The following is a 17329-nucleotide window of genomic DNA, read 5'->3' on the forward strand; positions in this document are numbered from 1 at the left end:
TGATTCAAAAAAAGACGAATTTGAAAACGGTTAGAGTTCTTGGCTTGATCGCTCTAGCGTACTTTCTTGACTCAAGTTGGCATGTTTGTTGATCGTCTTTATTTCAGTCTCCTATGCAATGAAGTCGAATATAAGCAGACAAAATACCGGATTTTTATGAAATTCCGGTATATTGAGGGTGTAATTATGTCTAAGTGGTTTAAGAACGAACTGGATCGCAAATTAGTGGCTTTGCTGCAAGTGAATGCGCGTGAGTCAACGAGCAGCCTTGCGAAGAAATTAGGGGTGGCACGTTCTACGGTTCATGAACGGATTACCCGTTTAGAAAAGTCTGGTGTGATTACTGGGTATTCGGCTGTGTTGAGTCGTAATCCATCCGAGGGTAATGTTCAAGCGATGGTGATGCTAGCGGTTGAGCAAAAACGTGGTAAACAGGTAGTCGCTAGACTAAATAGCTTCCCTGCAGTGAAGGTGTGCTTTGCGATTAACGGGAGTTTTGATTATTTTCTAAGCGTTGAGCAGCCGACTTTGGAAGAGTTGGATGAATTGTTGGATGCGATTGGCGATATCCCCGGAGTCGAACGCTCTACCTCGTGGATTGTTTTGTCTCGTAAATTCGATAGACGCTATAAAGAAGTGCTTGATATGGTGAAAACACAGATGAGTGAAATAGCCAATGAGTAGCTGTTTTGTAGTGCCTGAATCGATGGCTTTGCTTTATTCTTGATCACGGCTTTTTTCTGGTTTATCACAAGCGCTTTTTAGCAGATGGTTTAAAGAAGTTAGAACGTTTCATGATCAAAGTGATGGTTCCTATCGTCACTTTGTCTGATAAATGAGAAAATCCGGTATTTTGTATAGTGCAATAGGCATAATTAGATGGTTATATTTATAAACAATATTAAAAAAATGTCACAAACAAGGAAACTCAAATGAAAAAAAACACGATCAAAAAGGGTGCAAAGGCTCTGATTGCTGGGTTAGCGCTTAGCTTATCTGGTTTTACCTTTGCTACAGAGACTTGGAATATGCCATTGGCCTACTCTGCCTCTAATTACAATTCTGTCATCGATAAACAGTTTGCTGACCAGGTGTCAGCCGCACAGAGTCAAATTAAAATCGTTACCCATCCGGGCGGGTCTTTATTTCCAGGGGGTGAAATTTACAATGCAGTACGTCGTGGTTTAGCGCCTATTGGTGAGCGTTTGATTTCTGCATTGGGTAATGAAAGCCCTATTTATACTATAGATGCTATTCCATTTCTTGCGACGAATTACAAATCTGCTTGGAAGTTATATCAAGCCTCAAAACCCGCTTTGGAAAAGGAGCTTAAGAAAAATGGTATGAAGTTGTTGTACTCCATTCCATGGCCGCCGCAGGGCCTTTACGCCAACAAGCCGATCAATTCGATTGCCGACATGAAAGGTCTTAAATTCCGCGCCTATAATCCAGCGACGTCAGAAGTGGCAGAGTTAATGGGGGCGATTCCAACTAAGATCGAAGCGGCTGGTGTGGCTCAAGCGTTTGCGACTGGCGTGGCAGACAGTATGATCTCTTCAGGTTCTACTGGTTACGACCAGAAACTGTGGGAGAGCGTCAAATACTGGTATGACATCAGAGCTTGGCTACCTAAAAATATGGTATTTGTAAATTTACGTGCGTGGAATGCATTGACGCCAGCGACGCAAAAAATCGTCTTAAAAGCCGCTGCTGATGCTGAGAAGAAAGGTTGGGAAAAATCTCAAGAGTTGGCAGGCTGGTATAAAACTCAGTTAAAGAAACACGGTATGATTGTTCAATACCCCAGTGATAAATTGACCGAGCAGCTACAAGCAATTGGTGTGAAAATGACAATGGAGTGGTTAAAAAAAGCAGGACCAGAAGGTCAAGATATCATCAATGCTTATCAAAAAAGCAAATGATCGCTAGCTAACACGGGGAGCAAAAGCTCTCCGTGTGTTTTTACCTCTACGGACCACGTATATGTTTCTATGTAATATTGGTAAAGGTCTGGATTACTTATATAAGTTGTCTGGAGCGTTGGCTGCTTTATGCCTTGTTTCTATGGCGCTGTGTGTCGTGACCAGCATTGTTAGCCGCTTGGTAGGTGTGTATGTACCAGGGTTAACGGAAATCGCGGGTTTTTTGATGGCGGCAGCAAACTGTCTTGCTCTTGCTTACACCTTTCGTGGTAAAGCGCATATTCAAGTGACGCTTTTTATCGAAAAAATGGGTGTAAGAAAACAGCAATGGTGGTCGCTATTTGCTCTGCTAGTGACCTCTGTTGTAAGCGTTTATTTAGCCTACTATATGTGCCGTTTGGCGTATTTTTCTTGGCAATATGGTGATGTTAGTGGCGGCTCTATTGCCATTCTCATGTGGATTCCACAGTCCGTTGTCTCTTTAGGTTGTATTTTTTTCGCTGTGAGCGTGGTGCACTCCTTTTTTGAGTGTCTCTGGTTCGTTGCGACAGGACGCGAAGTCAGTCCTCTTATGAGACAAGAATCAGAGGAAATTATATGAGTGATATGTGGTTAATAGGCGTCTTACTAATCGTCTTATTTTTCTTTTTAGGCTCAGGTGTTTGGGTTGGTGCCAGTCTAATTGGTTGTGCTGTGGTAGCGATGGAGTTGTTTACTAGTAGTCCGGTGGGGGACTCCATGGCCATCACAATATGGAGTTCTATTTCATCTTGGACGCTGACTTCCTTGCCTCTCTTTATTTGGATGGGTGAGATTCTCTTTCGAACGAAAATATCGGAAACCCTATTCCGGGGGTTAACCCCGTGGATGTATCGGCTGCCAGGTGGTTTGTTGCATGTCAATATTACTGGATCAGCAGTATTTGCCGCCATATCAGGCTCTTCTGCAGCCACTGTCGCCACCGTTGGCAAAATGTCGATTCCTGAGTTGCAAAAGCGTAAGTATCCCGAACGAATGATCGTTGGGACATTGGCTGGTGCAGGAACATTAGGCTTATTAATTCCGCCCTCTGTATCCTTGATTATTTATGGGGTAACAGTGAATGTGTCGATCGTAAAGCTCTTTATCGCAGGGATTTTACCAGGGATTATGTTAGCTGCGTTATTTATGGGATACGTCGCACTCACATCTTTATTTAAAAAGACGGGTGAAACGGATGATCTGTCCTTTACGTGGCGTGATAAGTTCAAAGCCTTGCTGAGTTTAACGCCGGTTTTGGCGCTAATTGTCTGTGTTATTGGCTCTATCTATTCAGGCATTGCTACCGCGACTGAAGCGGCTGTTTTGGGGGTTATTGGCTCTTTGATTATTGCCGCCGTGCAGAAAAGTTTGAATTGGAAGTGCTTTATTGAATCCCTTATGGGGGCATTGAAAACGTCAAGTATGATTGCCTTTATTTTAATGGGAGCACATTTCTTATCCTTGGCGATGGGCTTTACAGGTCTACCCAGCAACTTAGCCCAAGGTATTGCTGCGATGCATTTATCGCCGCTCATGCTGATTGTCATTTTGACCGTGTTTTATATTATTTTAGGGTGCTTTTTAGACGGTCTTTCTTCCATCGTGCTTACCATGGCGGTGATTGAGCCCTTGGTGCGCCAAGCTGGCTTTGACATGATTTGGTTTGGGATTTACCTAATGATTGTGGTGGAGATGGCGCAGATAACGCCACCGGTTGGTTTTAACCTGTTCGTCTTGCAATCCATGACAGGGCACAATATGGCGTTTATTGCGCGTGCTGCCTTCCCCATGTTTTTGATTATGATTTTGGCGGTATTTATCTTAGTATGGCAACCCGAAATAGCTACGATATTACCAAGTGCGATGAATTAAGCAATCTGCTTACTTCATATGTTTTCGGCTGGTTTAAGTCGATTTTGTCTCCTTAAACCAGTTGATGGCTTGAATAATATCAAATACGGGGCGTTTGGTGGCTTCCCGAATGGCTTGAATATAAGGGGATAGATTTGTACATTCTAGGATAATGGCTTTAATGGATGGATTTAGTGCTATTAACTTATTAGCAGCGGCAACCACTTCTTGTTGGGCTTGATCTATTTCCAGAGTTAATAGGTCCTCTTTTATTGTTTGGTAGAGAACACCATCTTTTGGAATGTCGCTAACAATAATATCGTTGGAATAAAAACCGCCAAAATGGCTTTCGTTAAGTTTGTTCGCGTCAAATGTGAGAACTCCAACTTTATCCTCTTGCTTATTTAGAAACGTTCGAACAAAAGGCAAAGTAAGGAGAGAGCTGGTTATGATTGGTGTGTGTGCAAAGTCCTTTAATTCGCTTTGCATTTCGCCTAAAAAACCACAGGTAGTGACGATCAAGTCAACGTTTTTATCTTCCAAAATTTTTATACTGTTAAAGATGTCTTTTTTGACCTCTTTATTGATGCCTTCTGCTGTGACAATCGCGCTAACAGCAGCGGAATTGACGCGCTCGTAGATGACTTCAAACGGGAAAGAATCGGGGTTGCCTATGTCACCCAAGACGCGAGGGAAATGGGTATTAAGCATGATAACGCCGAGAGAAAAGGTTTTCTCTTTATGTGCCATTTTATGTACTCCCTAAAACGAATATCTCAATTTAATCAGAGGTTTTTTAAATGGGCAATGTTTATGTGATTGGGGCGGGTGTTGTTGGTGTTAGTTGCGCACTTAACCTGATCGAAAAAGGATTTGATGTTACTTTAATCGAAAGAAATGAGAGGGTTTTAGAAACCTCCTTTGGAAATGCTGGGGTGATTACCCGTAGTTCTGCGTATTTGATAAATAATAAGAACTTAATTCCAAGCTTAAAGAAGTATGTCTTTAATAAACATCCTGCCGTTCGGATGAGCTACCCCTATTTATTAAAAAATATCAAGTGGGCATCTTGTTTTCTTTATCAGTCTCTACAAGAAACGTCTGAAAGAAATATCAAAAGCTTGGATTCCATTATTCGAGGGTCTTTATCCGAGCATAAAAAGTGGTTGACGGCATCTGGTCAAATGCACCGTTTACGAGATACGGGTTGGTTAAAAATTTTCCGTTCTCCAGATGGGGCGCAAGCTACTTTTTACGAACAAGCGATTTATAAACAATTGGGCATCGATTTTGAAGTACTCAATGCCAAACAGCTTCAGGATTTAGAGCCAGCCATTTCGCCTACCTATGGCAGTGCACTGTACATAAAGTCAGCGGCTTCGGTGGACAGTCCCAGTGGCGTTACACAAGGCTACCTTGACCATTTCCTCTCTTTGGGGGGCAAACTGATTCGTGACGATGTGATGTCTTTGGCCAAGCAAGACATGCAAATTGCTATTCGGGCAAAAGGGGCAAATTATCTTGCGGATCAAGTTGTGCTCGCAGCGGGTCCATGGTCAAACGATGTATTAAAAACCATCGCTAAACCGCTACCGATGGGGTTTGAACGCGGCTATCACGAGCATTATGAAATACCTGAAGGGCCAAGGCTAACGCGGCCTGTCTATGATGTCGATGGTGCTTTTGTGTTGACTCCTCTGACCCATGGCTATCGTCTTACCAGTGGCTCGGAATTAAAAGACAGAGACGCACCCGCTTCACCGGATCAACTGAATAAAGTAGCGAAAGCCGCCCAACAGATGCTTAAGTTAGGAAAGTTAGTGCCAAATAGCCTTTGGCTAGGGAACCGCCCAACCTTACCAGACTCGTTACCTGCCATCGGGCCTTGCTCTCATATCAAAGGGCTTTGGTTAGCCTTTGGGCATCAGCATATTGGTTTTAGCACTGGGCCTGCAACGGGGCGTTTGTTGGCTGAAATGATGGTGGGGCAAGATACCTTTATCGATCCTACCCCATACTCACCCGCTCGGTTTAGATAGGATTGATATGATAAACAAGGATGAAACAAGCGTGTTGAGATTCAATAAAAACCGTTTTTCTGGGTATGGTGTGATTGCAGGCTGTGGCTTTTACTTGTTGTCACTTATCCCTTCGCTAAGCGGTCTATTAGTTTTATCAGCTTTATCCTACTGGGCTGTATTTGTGTCGGCTTGGCCGCGTCTAAACCCTCGTAATAAACGACAAATTCGGTTTCTAATGGGCGGCGGCGTTATTGCCTTTCTGGTTGCTTGGGCGTCAGGAAAGATGACGTTGTCTTTTTCCCTAATAGAAGGGAATTTGGGCATTGTTGCCATGTTGTCGGGTGTGTCAGTGTTAGGTTTGTTGCCTAATAATGCCAAACAACATAAGCCTATTGTCGGTACGAAAGGGCTGCTTAGTACGTGGGCCAGTGTGCAATTGCTGGGAGCCGTGATCAATATGTCTGCGATTTTTATTGTCGCGGACAAGCTATTACAGCAATCTCAGACACTGACCAAGTCCCAATATTCTGTACTCACACGGGCGCTTACCAGTGCTGGTTTATGGTCACCTTTTTTTGCCTCCGTTGCGGTGGCATTATCGATTGCGCCAAATGCCGAGTTCCATCAACTCGCCATTTTAGGGGTACCTATGGCGATCAGTGCGGCGCTGATTACACTCTGGCAGTTTCGTGCTCAAGGAGAATTGGCGACGTTTTCCGGTTACCCCTTGTCTGTTGCATCGCTGGTGTTTCCCGTGTGTTTGGCTGCACTGGTGCTTGTTTTTCACTATTTTGTGATGAGAGGGGTACCGATTTTATCCATCGTTACCTTACTCAGTCCGGTTTCTGTGATTGCTTTGCTATTAGTGAAAAAAGGGCCCAGTTACACCAAGCAGCGTTTAGCCGAGCATTCGCAAATTCGTTTACCCAATATGGCGAATGAAGTCTCACTTTTTTTATCGGCGGGCTTTCTGACCAAGATGGTCAGTCTTGCCTTGAGTTGCATGTTGGGTACGAATTGGTCTTTATTTCATGAATTTGGTTTTGTTGAAGCGTTTGGTTGTTTCTTGGGAATTTGTTGCATTGCGCTGTTAGGTCTTCACCCTATTGTAGGCATTTCTTTGATGAGTTCTTTTATTCCCGCTGATACAGTGAATAATACGCTTCTAGCCTTTGTGTCCTTGTGCTCATGGGGCGTCGGTACGGCAATAGGCCCGCTATCAGGCATTAATCTGTCCGTCTCTGGAAAGTATGGTGTGGATAACTTTCAACTCGCCCGAGAAAATTGGTGGTATGGGGCGGCAATGATTTTAGTGGTTGGCATTGCCATGTTTACTTTGGTGCAATTTCAGCGCTGACTTGAATCCCAACCAGGAGATGCTTTTTCCTTAAACCATCTCGAACGCCGTTTTTGTTCTCCGTGGTTTGGTTTTGACTGAGCTTAAATTTACCTTGTAGGCTATCGACTTTGATTTCCACACCGACGATGCCAGCAATTTAGCTGTTCCCCATTATTACGTTTTTTTATTGGTAATGAATACCTCTGTCTTTTGCTTAGGGCGCTTTAAACGCCGCAACAACCGATTTTAGATTCGTAGTGTAGTCGTTTAAATCGTTACAATTGTTTTCTGCTTGTTGGGCTAAATCATTGGTCTCTTTGCTAGATTTGCCAATGTTTGAGATGGTTTCTTCGACTGTTTGCGCTTCGTTGGCTTGTTCCTCAGCGGTAGAAGCAATGGTGGTGTTAATATCGACTAACTGTCGAAGCGAAAGAGTAATGAGGCTAAAGGACTCCTCAAGTTTGGCGTTGGTTTGGGTACTTTGTTCCATGTGATTTTGTGTGTTATCCATAAATCTGACAGAGTCATTTACTTGATGCTGAAGGGTGTGAATGCTCTGTTCAATTTTTTCCGTTGATTCTTGGACTTTTTTAGCTAGGCCTCTGACTTCGTCCGCAACGACGGCAAATCCTCTTCCTTGTTCGCCAGCTCTAGCGGCTTCAATTGCGGCGTTAAGTGCCAATAGATTCGTTCTGTCTGCAATGCCATTTATGACATCAAGTATTTGTGTGATAGCGATTGTTTCTTTAGCCACTTTCTGAATTGAGTCGGAGGAGCTGTTGATAATTTGCGCTAACATTTTTATTTTTTCGGTCATTTCCTTAAGTTGCTGAATGCCCTGAGCCGTTTCATTTTCAATTTTATTGGATGCTTCAGAAGCTTTATTAGTGCCCTGTGCGATATGATGAACCCCTTCTACGAGTTGGTTCATAGAGTCTATAGCGACTTGAGTATCTTGGAATTGAGCGTTTGTAGCCGATCGGCTTACGAGTGCATTGCTCCTGACCTCTTCGGCCTTAATGGCCGTATTATCGGTTATTTCGACGACTTTGATTACCAGTTGTGCTATTTGCATACGCATTTTTTCGAAAGTATTTGCCAGTAGGCCAAGCTCATCTTTTGACTCTACATTTACCGGTTGAGATAAGTCTCCCTCGGCAAGTTTTTCGGCGGATACCATGAGTCGTTTGATGGAGCTTTTAACCGATACGTAAAAGCCATACAGTAGATAAAGTAGTAATGAAATCGCACCAATGATTGAACTGAAGACTAGGGCAAGATGTAGTTTCAGTTTTTCTATACGTTTTGATAATTGTTGATTAATTTTGCTCGTAACTTGGTTGAGAACCGAGTTGATCTTGTTAAGTGTTGGTTGATAAAGAAGCGATTTTTTATTCCAATTGCCTCTATCTTTCATATCATAAATAAATCCATGACTAATGAACTTTTCAATGACGTTCTTTTGATAAATATCTTTGGCAGCCTCCAAAGCATGGCGAATTTCTTGGTTTTTTGCCTTATTTATTGAGTCTGTCAAGTTGTCTGAGATAGAGAGAAATCCTGCTTTTGTTTGCGTTTCAATATAGCCATAAGCGGTGACATAGCTATGGTATCCAGATGCTTTATGTACTTGCTTATAGTAGTTGATCAGGTTGTTAAGAATAAACTCTACCTGATTAAAAATCACTGGGTCTTCATCATGAAGTAGGTTACTTTGACTCATAAAGGTGCGCATGTAGGATGGAAAGCTATCTTCCGATTTAGTGTAAGCGTTGTAAATTTGCGTGAGACTCATGTTGCTCATGTCTTTAATTTTTCTATCTTTAACAAAAGCTAATGGCGGCAATGATGGTAATAGTTGCGACGCAGAGGTGTTGAATTGTATGGCTTTTTTGGACGCTAAATTTTCGGCTTCCTGAATCGATTTTTCTATTTTTTGTTCTTGCATCGCCGTATTGATAAACAGCAGATTAGAGTATCTTAGCGATTGATTGTAATAATCTAATGCCTTTGGAATTAAAGCATTTGCTTCTCTTTCCTCTACTGATCGAGCGAGATCTTGTTTGAGTGCTAATATTTTGTCAATGGCTAACCAACCAAACGTTAAACAAAAGAGCAAGGTGATAATAGCGAACTTCCCAAGATAGGGAAGAGAATTCATTAAAGTGATCGCTGGTTTAAACAGTTTCATCTTAAGTTTCTTCTCATTCAATTAGTTGAATACAAAGAGGTTTCTCTCTTTCATTTTCTTATACAAAGTTCGGTCATTTAGTTTTTTTAATACGCATACTCAAATGAAAAGATGGGCACCGCATTAAAATCACGTTAACTAACTATATTTTTTGCACAAATTTGGTGCTGTAAATTTTTCATTGCACTAATTTAACGCGCTCAGTTTTTTTCAAGGCGATTATTGTCTAAAACATTAAGCCGCATCTTTTTCTGATATAAGTTCGAGCACTTCGCTATGATGCTCTTATCAATCCACACATGCCTTTATTTTGGCAAGTTGAGTCATAAAAAACTCTTATTTTTCATATGCTTAATAGAAAATTTTAAATTATTTTATTTTTTTCTATTGAAAATCAAATTTTTGATGTATAAAGTTTAATCATTGTCGACAGACGACAATAAAGTGATGACATTAAAAAATCAACTAAATAAATGAACAAAAAACTCCATGGTTTGGTCTGCATAAAAATTACTGATTATGCATTTTTACAGTCCAATGCTATTAAAAACGGGCAAATATTATGTCAGAGACTTTATTAGAAACGCATCGCCTAAATAAGAAATTTGCGAGTAATCATGTCCTTATAGACATTGATCTTAAAGTTAAAAAAGGGGATCGAATTGCCATTATTGGTGGTAGTGGTTCCGGAAAAAGTACAATGCTCCGCTGCTTGAATTTCATGGAAGAACCCACATCAGGTGTTATTTCTCTTGATGGCAATGTCATTGGGAAAGAAGTTAGAAAAATAGATTCTGACATTATTATGAAATACAACGAGTTGGAACTGTGTAACGTGCGCAAAAAAATTGGCATGGTTTTTCAGCAGTTTAATTTGTTTCCCCATATGACGGTTCTTGAAAACGTCATGGAAGGATTAATTCAAGTAAAAGGCGTTAAAAAACGTGATGCTAAACAAAGAGCCATGGATGAATTAAAGCGAGTTGGCTTAGCCTCGAAGGAAGCCTCTTATCCATCGTATTTGTCTGGCGGACAACAGCAGCGTGTTGCTATTGCTCGCTCTTTAGCTATGGATCCAGAAATTTTACTATTTGATGAGCCGACATCGTCTCTTGATCCTGAACTTGTCGGAGAAGTTCTCAATGTGATTAATAGCTTGGCGGAGGAAGGTCGTACCATGTTATTGGTGACTCACGAGTTGGGCTTTGCCTATCATTTTGCCAATCGAGTTTTGTTTTTAGCTGATGGCTCATTCCACGAAGTTGGCACACCTGATGAAGTGCTTAAACATCCGCAAAAAAAGCGCACACAAGATTTCATTGAAAAATTCACAGCATTTCATTTTTAATTTTAATAACGAGACCTAACGTATGATGACCAAGTCTAATAAAAGTTCACAGGCATATATCGAAGATAGCCGAAATGAAAATGTCCTAGTGTATGTAAATGGCAATTTTGTAAAAAAACAGGAAGCCACTGTTTCTATTTTTGATAGTGGTTTTGTTTTAGGTGATGGGGTTTGGGAAGGTATTCGTTTAGTTAAGGGTCATTTAATCGCTATTGATCAGCATATTGATCGTCTTTTTGAAGGCGCTAGCTCCATTTCCTTGGAAATCGGCGTGACAAAAGAAGAGCTGATTGCCTTGATACACGAGACATTGTCTAAAAATGATATGCATGACGGTGCTCACATTCGTTTGATGGTTAGCCGTGGCACGAAGAAAACACCGAACCAAGACCCTCGCTTTGCCTTAGGAAAAGCGACGATTGTGATCGTTGCCGAATATAAAGTGATTGATAAAGAGGCAAAAAAAGCGGGTCTCTCTTTATTCACATCTACGTTTCGTTGTAGTGGGCCTGATGTATTTGATTTACGTTTGAATTCACACAGTCGTTTAAATTTTATTCAAGCGCTTATTCAAGCGATTAATGCTGGTGCAGATGAAGCCCTAATGTTGGACCCGCATGGCTTTGTTGCCAGTTGCAACTCCACGAATTTTTTTATTGTTCGCAACGATGAGCTTTGGACTTCCACAGGTTTTTATAATTTCAATGGTATTACTCATAAAACCATCATGGCTTTGGCCAGGGAGAATAATATTGTAGTGAAAGAAAAGAATTTTACCTTAGCAGAAGTGTATACCTCTAATGAAGCATTCGTTACGGGAACACTAGGTGGAATAACTCCTGTCAATACCGTTGATGGGAGGAAAATCGTGAATAAAAGCAGGGTAAGTCTGACCGCCCGATTAGCTGAGCTTTATGACGGCTATTTATTAAAAGTCTAAACATTTAGGAGTATCACTATGCTTTTCTCGACAACCAAAAAGAAGATCGTTCTTTTGTCGGCAGTCATTGCCGCCTCATTTATTTCGAATATGGCTAATGCTGAGCAATATGCTTCAACGTTGGACAAGATAAAACAAACACACATCCTAAAACTGGGGGTCGCGCCAGGAGACCCTTGGTACTATAAGAACCCTATAACTGACAAATGGGATGGGGTTGGCTATCGATTAGGTGAGCAAATAGCGAAAGACCTAGGCGCTAAAGTGGTCCCTGTTGAAACCACATATGGTAATGCTGCCGCTTCTATTCAATCTGGACAAGTGGAGCTTTTCTTAGTATTGGATGCAACCCCTGGACGTAAAAAGGCACTGAGTTTTCCTAGCACTCCGCTACTCTGGTATAAACAGGGGATTTTGGCTCGTGATGGCTTAAAAGTAAAGAATTGGCAAGATCTTAATGACCCTAAATATCGAATAGGCGTTGCTTTGGGGACAGCAACAGATCGTGATTTGACTGCTCGATTACCAAAAGCAACGATTAAGCGTTTCGCTAACACTGATGAAACGATCGCGGCTTTTATGGCTCACCGTATTGATGCGTTTGCTTTCTATCACCCGGCTCTTGCTATAGCTAAATCTAGAATCCATATGGGCAATGTAATTGTTCCTAAACCAGTTGTTGAATTACCGACCAGTGGTGGTGTAATGAAGGGGGATACAAAGTTTGTTGATTTCTTAAATGTGGAATTCAAGAAGTTGAATCAATCGGGAGAGACACAAAAAATATTTGCTTCTTACATGAAGTCAAAAGGGTTAGATCCAAAAGAAATTCCTAGTATTGAAAAATAAGTCATGAATGGGCATGTTGTCATGCCCATTTTTTTTAGAGGAATATGTTATGGGATTTCATTGGGATTTTGGTGCCGTTTGGCAGTATAAAGACATGCTGCTTGTTGGACTATTAGGAACATTCAAACTGGCCATTACTGCGGTAACGATTGGTGTTTTGGTCGGACTTTTCATGTGTGTATTGAGGATGTCAAAAAAGAAATATTTCTCCATTCCGGCTGTTTGCTTTATAGAGTTTTATAGAAATACACCTCCAATCGTCCATTTTTTTTGGGTTTTCTATGCGTTACCAATTTTAGCAGGTGTCTCTTTATCTGCGTATTGGGCTGCTGCTATTGCTCTTTCAACACAGTCTGGTGCGTTTTATGCGGAAGTTTTTCGAGGTGGAATTAAGTCGATAGAACGAGGTCAGTGGGAAGGCGCTAAATCACTTGGTATGAGTTATACACAGGCGATGAAAAGAATTATTATTCCTCAAGCAATGAAACGCATGATAGGGCCTTTTATAGAACGTACTTTTGAGTTGACAAAAACCACAACGTTAGCCTCTACACTTGCTTATAGTGATCTTGTATATGAAGCCATGCAAGTAAATAGTATTACGTTTAGACCATTGGAAGTATATACAACGATTGCTTTGATGTTTTTTGTTTCTTTGTTGTTACTAAGCACATTGATGAAATACGTAGAGCATAAATTTATGACGATAAGGGCCGCCACAGTATGAACTTCACATGGGATATGTCTGTTATTAGCTTAAGTATGCCCGTCCTATTCAGAGGGGTGTCTGTCATGATTCAGCTTTGGGTAGTGGCCTTTATCGCTGGTATGGTCATTGGTTGTATTATTGCTTTGGGTAGAATATCACGATTCAAAACCATTAATCTTTTAGCTATTTTCTATATTGAACTATTTCGTAATATACCCGTGCTGATTCAGGTTATTTGGTTTTATTACGCTTTACCTATTATTACAGGTCATCAAATGTCGCCTTTTGAATCCTCTGTTTTGGCGTTAGGTTTGAATACGTCAGCATATTGTGCAGAAATTTATCGAAGTGGTATCCTGTCTGTGCCGAAAGGGCAATGGGAAGGGGCATCTGCAATTGGTATGCGTTATTATCAAATTTTTCGTCGGATTATCTTACCGCAGGTTTTTAAACGCATGTTACCAGCCTTTACGAACAGAGCCATTGAACTGGCAAAAATGACATCTATTTGTTCCATTATTGCGGTACAAGAGGTTATGTATCAAGGGCGTTTGTTAAGTGCTACCTATTATCGTCCTTTAGAAATATTTACTGCAGTAGCCATTGTTTATTTCTTAGTGATTTTTCCCGGTAGTTTATTTTCTAACAGGTTAGAAAAACGCTTTTCTCGTTATGACTGATGTGTAATGACCATTCAATACAGTCATAGGGGGGATGTCTTTAGATAGAGTTCCCTATGACGATAACTACTAATGGAATATAAGATAACAAAAAGTATTTATCATTTTCACCTTGCATTATTACATTATGCTACGGTCTTATTTGATTGAAATATGTTATCATAATCTTCCCAAAAAAATGGAAAATTATGTTTTATGAATTTTACACCGCTTATGCAGCGCGTAACAAAACGTGTTGAAGTTCAGCAGTTAATTCGTGCAGCGATATTGAATGGAGATTTGGAGCCAGGGGCAAAAGTAATTGAGTCTAAACTTGCCGCAAATATGGGGATTAGCCGAGCGCCTTTAAGAGAAGCTATTGCGGCGCTTGTGGAGGAAGGATTTCTAGTTTCTGTGCCCTATGAAGGCTATTTCGTCCAGTCTTTTAACAATAAAAACTTGAAAGACTTATGTGAAATGCGTATTGGTTTAGAAACGCTGGCGTTCAAATTGATATGGGATCATCGCACTGATAAGTTTGCTGATACACTGGCTACTCGTAATGAAGATCTTAAACAGGCGATTGTTGCGGAAGATAAAACATTTGCTATTGAAAAAGAACTAGCTTTGCATGCAACGGTTTATGAGTTTTCTGACAATGAATTACTATTGGGGGCCTGGAAGACATTATCAGGTCGATTGCAACTTTATTGGTCTCTTCATCAAAAAGCGCAACATCGTTTAGGTGCAAGAATAGATGGACATGATATTTATATAAAATTGGCAACTGGTAATGATTTGAACGCCATGATTGCTGAAATTGAAGAACACATGGTTCGGGGTATGCAATCCGTTTCAGATTCAATATGATCCCATTAGGTTATTTATATCCTAATTCGGCTTTGATGTCCTGACTCAACTTAACACTTACATCCTTTTAAGTGTTTGTTTTTTTTATTTTTATCTGCTCTTAGTTGTGTTGGCGATATCGTGAAAAGGTCTCTAATTCGACATCTTTTCAGTTAACATGATGGCGTCTTTGAGTAGCGGCCAGTCTAACAAGCGTTGCTGATATTCCCCTGCAAGACCATCAAAGACAACACCATAATGTTGTAATCGAAAAGCTAGAATGGCAAAAAACGCATCAACTGTTCCGGGTTGTTCAAACATAAAAGGCCGTTGCGCTTGAGTGAAAATCGCCCTAATACGTTCGATCTCCACTGTTGTTGCCTTGTCCAAATTCGTCAAGGGAGAGGCTTCTTCCAGGGTAAATGGACACTGCTTCCTTAAGTTCATAAAATCAGAATGCATTTCCATACATAGACTTCTTGCCAAGGCCCGTTGTGAGGATGATTTTGGATACAAGGCACCGTCTGAAAGTTCGTTTACATATTCGGCAATCGCTAAAGAATCATGGATAACAACATCATCAACTAATAAAGCGGGAACGAGACCTGACGGCGAGTATTTAAGTACCTCTGCTTTATATCCTTCTTTTTCCAAATTAATGGCAATAAACTCCAGTTCAATCCCTGCAATTTTACTGCAAATATAAGCACGTAGTGACCAAGTTGAGAGGGTGCCAATAACTAGTTGCATGTACTTTTCCTTATGCTTGAGAAGGCTAACTTTTTAGCCAGTTTAATCGCTCAATAACGCCGCCGCGCTGCCACAGAGGGTCATAATGAACAAAAACCACTTCAAATGTTTGGGGTTGGCCTTGATGGCCATTTTCACGGCTAGGTGTGAACCGAGCATGGTACCTGAGGCGAGGATCAATCCTGGTATCCAGAGGATTTGATCATTCCAAATAAAGACGCCGAGGGCTAATGTGGTGAACCCCATGGTGCAGACCATTTTGAGCGCGTTGGTTCTTACTAAATCATAGCGCAATGTGCCTGCCAAGGCGGTGATGAGAATAAAGCCTACGCCAGCCTGTACAAAACCACCGTAGACGCCGGCGATAAACAGGGCGATCCAAGCACTGGGTTTTTCTCTGACCTTAAAGGGCACCGTTCCTTCGGGTGGTGCAATCAAAGTGGGACGGACAATCATAATTAGCGTCATGCCTATCATGGCACTAAGCAGTAAGGGCTTGAGCCAGGTTTCTGGAGCATAACTTGCAGCAAAAGCCCCAACCACGCCGCCAAGTAATGAGGGAATCATCACGGGTAAAATGTCGGCATTATCGAGCTTTTTGGCTTTACGAAAGCCAAAGGTTGCGGTGAGGTTCTGTAAAAATACCCCTACTCGATTGGTGGCGTTGGCTATATCGGCGGGCATTCCCATCACCATTAAAGCGGGTAAGGTGAGATTGGAACCGCCGCCAGCTAAGGTATTGATGATACCGGCGATAAAACCTGTCCCCATAAGCAGTGCAACGGTGAAAAAACTGTAGTCCACTATTTAGTCCTTGAAAAAGAGATGAAGGAGAGTCAAGAAAGGCTACCCTATAATGGCGAAAGAAGGAATATACAATGCGACCAGTACTTTTGTCATACGCGTGCAGGGGACGCAAGTAGTGCACTACTATCAAGTGGTGCACGACTATGAAGAGGCTAGATTGAGATTATCGTGCTCCATCCCGTAGATAGTGAATAATGAGGTTGACTTCCGTCTGATTGATGGTGTGAACCAAATTGGTGATCAAATCAAAGGTGGTGTCGGCACCAAGCTCAGACAATCCCGCATGGGCTTGTTGCGCGAATTGGCTATCAATCACTGGGTCTTGGTCGCCATGTAAAAAATGTATACGTGTGCTCTTTGGTGCTTTGGTTGGTCGATTGGCTAAGCGTCCGGATAACGAGATAATGCATGAGGCTAACGGATCATCAACCATTTGCGTAGAGGATAGCGCCATAATAGCACCCTGTGAAAAGCCTATTAGCGTTGTCTTATCAGCGTCGACACTGGTCTGATCCTGCCAATATTGCACGCATTCTACAAACCGTGGCATTGCGGTGTGAATGCGCTCAAAACGGTTTTCTTCTGTAACACCTTGAACAGAAAACCATTGAAAGCCCTGCCCAAAATCGGATGCATCAGGTGCTTGCACCGAAATGATAGCCGCCTGAGCGAATTGTCTTGCCAAAAGTTCTCCTAACGGGGCCATACTCTCTGGCGAGGCGCCGACACCATGCAACAATAGGATGAGTCGTTCGGGTGAATTGGGCCGTTGCAGTGTCATTGACTTTGTCATACTAAGTCCTCTGTTTTTTTTAGTAAAAGAGGTGTTTTACTAAAATTTATTTCAAGTCATGTACTTTTAATCAGTATGCCATTAATCCCTTTCAATTTCATGTCACGCATTATCACATGGGGGTGTTTTATCTTTGGCGAGCAAATGGCTGGAAAGGCTTTGCTAGAAGGGAGCCTTCTGATAACTTGTCGGAGGCCTCTTTTGGCTATTGATAAACAATCTATATATTTCTTGTTTTTTTCTCCGAGCAACGGATATTCTGCTATAAATAATGAAAGGG

17 protein-coding genes are annotated in these 17329 nt (G+C 41.5%); 12 read left to right on the top strand and 5 right to left on the bottom strand.

Features of this window, described 5'->3' with window-relative positions:
- Positions 1–186 precede the first annotated feature (186 nt).
- The 4 genes from AC0VYG_RS01560 to AC0VYG_RS01575 all read left to right on the top strand — a co-directional run bounded on the left by AC0VYG_RS01560 (position 187) and on the right by AC0VYG_RS01575 (position 3815).
- Positions 187–684: an Lrp/AsnC family transcriptional regulator gene (locus AC0VYG_RS01560; protein ID WP_475430602.1), complete on the top strand. Its 498-nt coding sequence runs from the start codon at positions 187–189 to the stop codon at positions 682–684.
- Between the two features lie 248 nt (positions 685–932).
- Entirely contained in the window at positions 933–1922 is a 990-nt protein-coding gene (locus tag AC0VYG_RS01565) for a TRAP transporter substrate-binding protein (protein ID WP_475430603.1), read from the top strand.
- A 61-nt stretch (positions 1923–1983) separates the two neighbouring features.
- On the top strand, positions 1984–2523 hold the full coding sequence (locus tag AC0VYG_RS01570) for a TRAP transporter small permease (RefSeq protein WP_475430604.1): 540 nt from the start codon (positions 1984–1986) through the stop codon (positions 2521–2523).
- Positions 2520–3815, top strand: coding sequence for a TRAP transporter large permease (locus AC0VYG_RS01575; RefSeq protein ID WP_475430605.1), 1296 nt, complete (start codon positions 2520–2522; stop codon positions 3813–3815). Before AC0VYG_RS01570 ends, AC0VYG_RS01575 begins: the two co-directional genes overlap by 4 nt.
- 33 nt (positions 3816–3848) lie before the next feature.
- On the opposite strand, the gene AC0VYG_RS01580 is transcribed toward AC0VYG_RS01575, so the two are convergent.
- A complete protein-coding gene (locus AC0VYG_RS01580) occupies positions 3849–4544 on the bottom strand; it encodes an aspartate/glutamate racemase family protein (RefSeq protein ID WP_475430606.1) in 696 nt (231 codons plus the stop codon).
- A 50-nt stretch (positions 4545–4594) separates the two neighbouring features.
- Between AC0VYG_RS01580 and AC0VYG_RS01585 the strand changes: the two genes are divergently transcribed.
- Positions 4595–5833 carry an NAD(P)/FAD-dependent oxidoreductase gene (locus AC0VYG_RS01585; RefSeq protein ID WP_475430607.1) on the top strand — a complete coding sequence of 413 codons (1239 nt, stop codon included), beginning with the start codon at positions 4595–4597 and terminating at the stop codon, positions 5831–5833.
- Positions 5834–5840: 7 nt separating this feature from the next.
- Complete coding sequence (locus AC0VYG_RS01590) at positions 5841–7172, top strand: hypothetical protein (RefSeq protein ID WP_475430608.1); 1332 nt, start codon at positions 5841–5843, stop codon at positions 7170–7172.
- 196 nt (positions 7173–7368) lie between these two features.
- On the opposite strand, the gene AC0VYG_RS01595 is transcribed toward AC0VYG_RS01590, so the two are convergent.
- On the bottom strand, positions 7369–9345 hold the full coding sequence (locus AC0VYG_RS01595; RefSeq protein ID WP_475430609.1) for a methyl-accepting chemotaxis protein: 1977 nt from the start codon (positions 9343–9345) through the stop codon (positions 7369–7371).
- 562 nt (positions 9346–9907) lie between these two features.
- Here AC0VYG_RS01595 and AC0VYG_RS01600 point away from each other — a divergent pair.
- From AC0VYG_RS01600 to AC0VYG_RS01625, 6 genes are all read left to right on the top strand, one after another.
- Positions 9908–10693: an amino acid ABC transporter ATP-binding protein gene (locus AC0VYG_RS01600; RefSeq protein WP_475430610.1), complete on the top strand. Its 786-nt coding sequence runs from the start codon at positions 9908–9910 to the stop codon at positions 10691–10693.
- Between the two features lie 22 nt (positions 10694–10715).
- Entirely contained in the window at positions 10716–11633 is a 918-nt protein-coding gene (locus AC0VYG_RS01605) for an aminotransferase class IV (protein ID WP_475430611.1), read from the top strand.
- Positions 11634–11651: 18 nt separating this feature from the next.
- Positions 11652–12482, top strand: a complete 831-nt coding sequence (locus AC0VYG_RS01610; RefSeq protein WP_475430612.1) for a transporter substrate-binding domain-containing protein — start codon at positions 11652–11654, stop codon at positions 12480–12482.
- A gap of 49 nt (positions 12483–12531) precedes the next feature.
- Positions 12532–13209: an amino acid ABC transporter permease gene (locus AC0VYG_RS01615; protein ID WP_475430613.1), complete on the top strand. Its 678-nt coding sequence runs from the start codon at positions 12532–12534 to the stop codon at positions 13207–13209.
- On the top strand, positions 13206–13871 hold the full coding sequence (locus tag AC0VYG_RS01620; protein ID WP_475430614.1) for an amino acid ABC transporter permease: 666 nt from the start codon (positions 13206–13208) through the stop codon (positions 13869–13871). Before AC0VYG_RS01615 ends, AC0VYG_RS01620 begins: the two co-directional genes overlap by 4 nt.
- 195 nt (positions 13872–14066) lie before the next feature.
- Positions 14067–14720 (top strand): GntR family transcriptional regulator, encoded by a 654-nt coding sequence (locus AC0VYG_RS01625; protein WP_475430615.1) that lies wholly within the window; start codon positions 14067–14069, stop codon positions 14718–14720.
- 132 nt (positions 14721–14852) lie between these two features.
- On the opposite strand, the gene AC0VYG_RS01630 is transcribed toward AC0VYG_RS01625, so the two are convergent.
- The 3 genes from AC0VYG_RS01630 to ypfH form a co-directional block, all read right to left on the bottom strand.
- Positions 14853–15449, bottom strand: coding sequence for a glutathione S-transferase N-terminal domain-containing protein (locus tag AC0VYG_RS01630; RefSeq protein WP_475430616.1), 597 nt, complete (start codon positions 15447–15449; stop codon positions 14853–14855).
- Between the two features lie 42 nt (positions 15450–15491).
- Positions 15492–16253, bottom strand: a complete 762-nt coding sequence (locus AC0VYG_RS01635) for a sulfite exporter TauE/SafE family protein (RefSeq protein ID WP_475430617.1) — start codon at positions 16251–16253, stop codon at positions 15492–15494.
- 166 nt (positions 16254–16419) lie between these two features.
- Positions 16420–17049 carry an esterase gene (gene ypfH, locus AC0VYG_RS01640; RefSeq protein ID WP_475430618.1) on the bottom strand — a complete coding sequence of 210 codons (630 nt, stop codon included), beginning with the start codon at positions 17047–17049 and terminating at the stop codon, positions 16420–16422.
- Positions 17050–17329 lie beyond the last annotated feature (280 nt).

It is taken from the genome of Marinomonas sp. 63XJN7_7_ISO-PGPR-S23-202, assembly GCF_056173505.1.